Here is a 2,575-nt window from a genome sequence, read left to right as displayed (position 1 = left end):
GGCTGCTCGAGCAGGGTGACGACGTCTTCACCGGTGAGCGCCGCCAGGTCACCGTAATGTTCGTCGACGTCCGCGACTTCACCCCCTTCGCCGAGGCCAACACCGCCGAGGACACGGTGGCCCGCCTCAATGCGCTGTTCGAGATCGTCGTTCCGGCAGTCGTCGATGCTGGCGGCCATGTCAACTAATTCCTCGGCGACGGCGCGCTGGCGGTGTTCGGCGCACCCAACGATCTCGCGGATCATGCCGACGCCGCGGTGACCGCCGCTGTGCTGATCCGCCGCATCGTGGCTGACCGATTCGGCGGAGCTCTTCGAATCGGTATCGGGATCAATACCGGTCTGGTGATCGCCGGCACCATCGGCGGTGCACGCAAGCTCGAGTTCACCCTGATCGGTGACACCGTCAACGTCGCAGCCCGCGTCGAACAGCTCACCAAGACCACCGGTGACGCGATCCTTCTCACCCAACAAACAGTCGATGCTCTGGCTTCTCGACCAGCCGGATTGAGCGACAAAGGTTTTCACGCTGTGAAGGGAAAGTCTGCTGCCGTGCAGGTTTTCCGCCTGTCCCCGAATACGACGCATGCACCTCGCCTCGGCTGACCGCCGGACATTGACCGCTCGGCCCGACGGCACGCCCTTGCTGGTGACGCGGTGGCATGTGATGCGCCAGGGCAACGTCCAGTGATCCGCAGCAACCGTTGCCGTTCTTTACGGGCGTCCAACGCCAGGGATCGCTACCCGGATCCGCAGGATTCGTCCGGTCGGTTGGTCAGCGATGTCAGACTTGTGCCAAGCGTCGGTGACACACACGTAGAGGCCGCGGCGATCGTGGTCGCCGAGGACACAGGCCAGCACGAACTGGTCTAGGTGGTGTTCATCGGTGATGACGCCGTTGTGAACCCGAAAAACTCGCTTGTTGATCGAGTCGGCCACCCAGCGGCCGCCCTGTTCGTCGAGGCACAAGCCGTCGGGCGCACAGAAGGGAACAGCGGCGGTGGCGGGCAGTGGTTCGGGGGTGCGGTCGAGCAGCACACCGCCGCGATAGGCGTAGCTGGCCAAGCGGGCGGCACCGGATTCGGCCACCACGACGGTGGATTCGGTGTCGTCGACGGCGATGCCGTTGGGCACCATCAGGTCGGCGGCCGCTGTGCCCACGGTGCCGTCGGGTCGACGCGGATCACGACGGTGGGCTGCGGGTTGGGTTGCGGGGCGTCGAGGTCAAAGCCCAGTTGGGTGACGAACGCGGTACCGTCAGAGGTCACGATCATGTCGTTGATCTGGTGCGGTGCCAGGGGTTTAACGTCGGCGTGCACGGTGGCACGCCCATCGGAAATCCGGTAGATGACGCGGTTGGCCATGCCAGCGACCAGCAGGTCCCCGTTGGGCAGCCAGCCAAGGCCGGCGGGTTCCTCCCCGTCGGGAAAACGGTGTACGACCCCGTCCCAATCAACACGATGCGTTGTCGCCGAAGAAGACAGGAGCGCTTCATGCCCATTGATACGCGCTGTACCAGTGCCGATCACAAGAAAAGGGCGGATGCCGCCTGTCTGATTATCTTACACATTGTAAGATAATCATCGTTACGCAGTCCAGCGCGAGTTGGCCTCACCTGTACCCGTTGAACCGATTACCAGCGATGACCCGGCCGACCTGCCACAGATCTCCGATGGTTTCGGTCAAGGCGTCACCGAAACCCTGCCTTGCACCTTCGCCTCGCGGACGGCGGCAAACGCTTCGGCGACTTGGTCCAGTCGGAACGCCGGCCCGACGAGACGCGTCGTGGGCCTCGCGAAGGCTGAGTGACTCGCCGACAGTCGCCGAGTGTTACTGCGGATGGGTTGTCAGATAGTCCCCCACTGGGATCGGTGACGTCGCGGCGTAACCGATGGGCAGCAACACGTCACCGGCGGTCGTGAGGTAATACACGTCCCATCTGTAGTAGCCGGCAAAAGCATCGGGATCGGCTGCAAGCACAGCCGCGTATTGATCGACCGCCCGCACATATTCGTCCGAGTGGTTGTACCGGCGGATGGCTTGATCGCGAGCATTGGCGAAGCCATTAGCGGCGAGATAGCGGCCCGCCGCCATGATGCTGTCGCGAGGCGAGTGGATATCGCCGCCCGCGCCGTAGGCGGCGAACGTCGACGGCAAGAACTGCATGGGGCCTTCCGCGCCTGCGGTGCTGACGCCGCTGATGCTGCCGAAGCGGGTTTCGATCAGATTGATGGCTGCCAGGTAGTTCCAGCCAACGCCGGACGCCGACTCCGCCTCGTGATAGCAGCCCAGCAGCTGGTCCGCTGGAGCCGGAGGCTCGATGCGCCACGCAGGCAGGGTGTCCCTCGCGTGGGTCATCGCGGTGAGCTGCCGACGGGCGTCGACATTGCGGTCGTAGGTCTCGAGCAATGACGGCGGGATTCGCGGGCGCGTAATCGTGTCCCGTTCGGGGTGCCGCCCGATGGCGCGGTAGGCCGCCTGCTGGCGGCGCGCCGCGGCCGTCAGCGCTTCTTCCGCCGTCGACCCGTCACGCAGCGCTTGCTCGTCGGCGACAAGATCGTTGGCCAGCTGCGTGG

At 64.7% G+C, this 2,575-nt stretch carries 1 protein-coding gene and 2 pseudogenes; 1 reads left to right on the top strand and 2 read right to left on the bottom strand.

Going from position 1 to position 2,575, the window contains the following annotated elements; genetic code table 11:
* Positions 1-605: pseudogene (locus WA317_RS04970) on the top strand (adenylate/guanylate cyclase domain-containing protein); the annotation flags it as partial.
* Between the two features lie 108 nt (positions 606-713).
* On the opposite strand, the pseudogene WA317_RS04965 reads toward WA317_RS04970, so the two are convergent.
* Positions 714-1,528, bottom strand: a pseudogene (locus tag WA317_RS04965) (SMP-30/gluconolactonase/LRE family protein).
* 301 nt (positions 1,529-1,829) lie between these two features.
* Entirely contained in the window at positions 1,830-2,567 is a 738-nt protein-coding gene (locus WA317_RS04960) for a transglycosylase SLT domain-containing protein (protein ID WP_425171985.1), read from the bottom strand.
* Positions 2,568-2,575 lie beyond the last annotated feature (8 nt).

It is taken from the genome of Mycobacterium sp. (assembly GCF_049802695.1).
In the GTDB taxonomy this organism is placed as follows: Bacteria; Actinomycetota; Actinomycetes; order Mycobacteriales; family Mycobacteriaceae; genus Mycobacterium.
The sequence above is the reverse complement of the archived record's forward strand: the minus strand, read 5'-3'. Positions and strand labels throughout refer to the sequence as shown.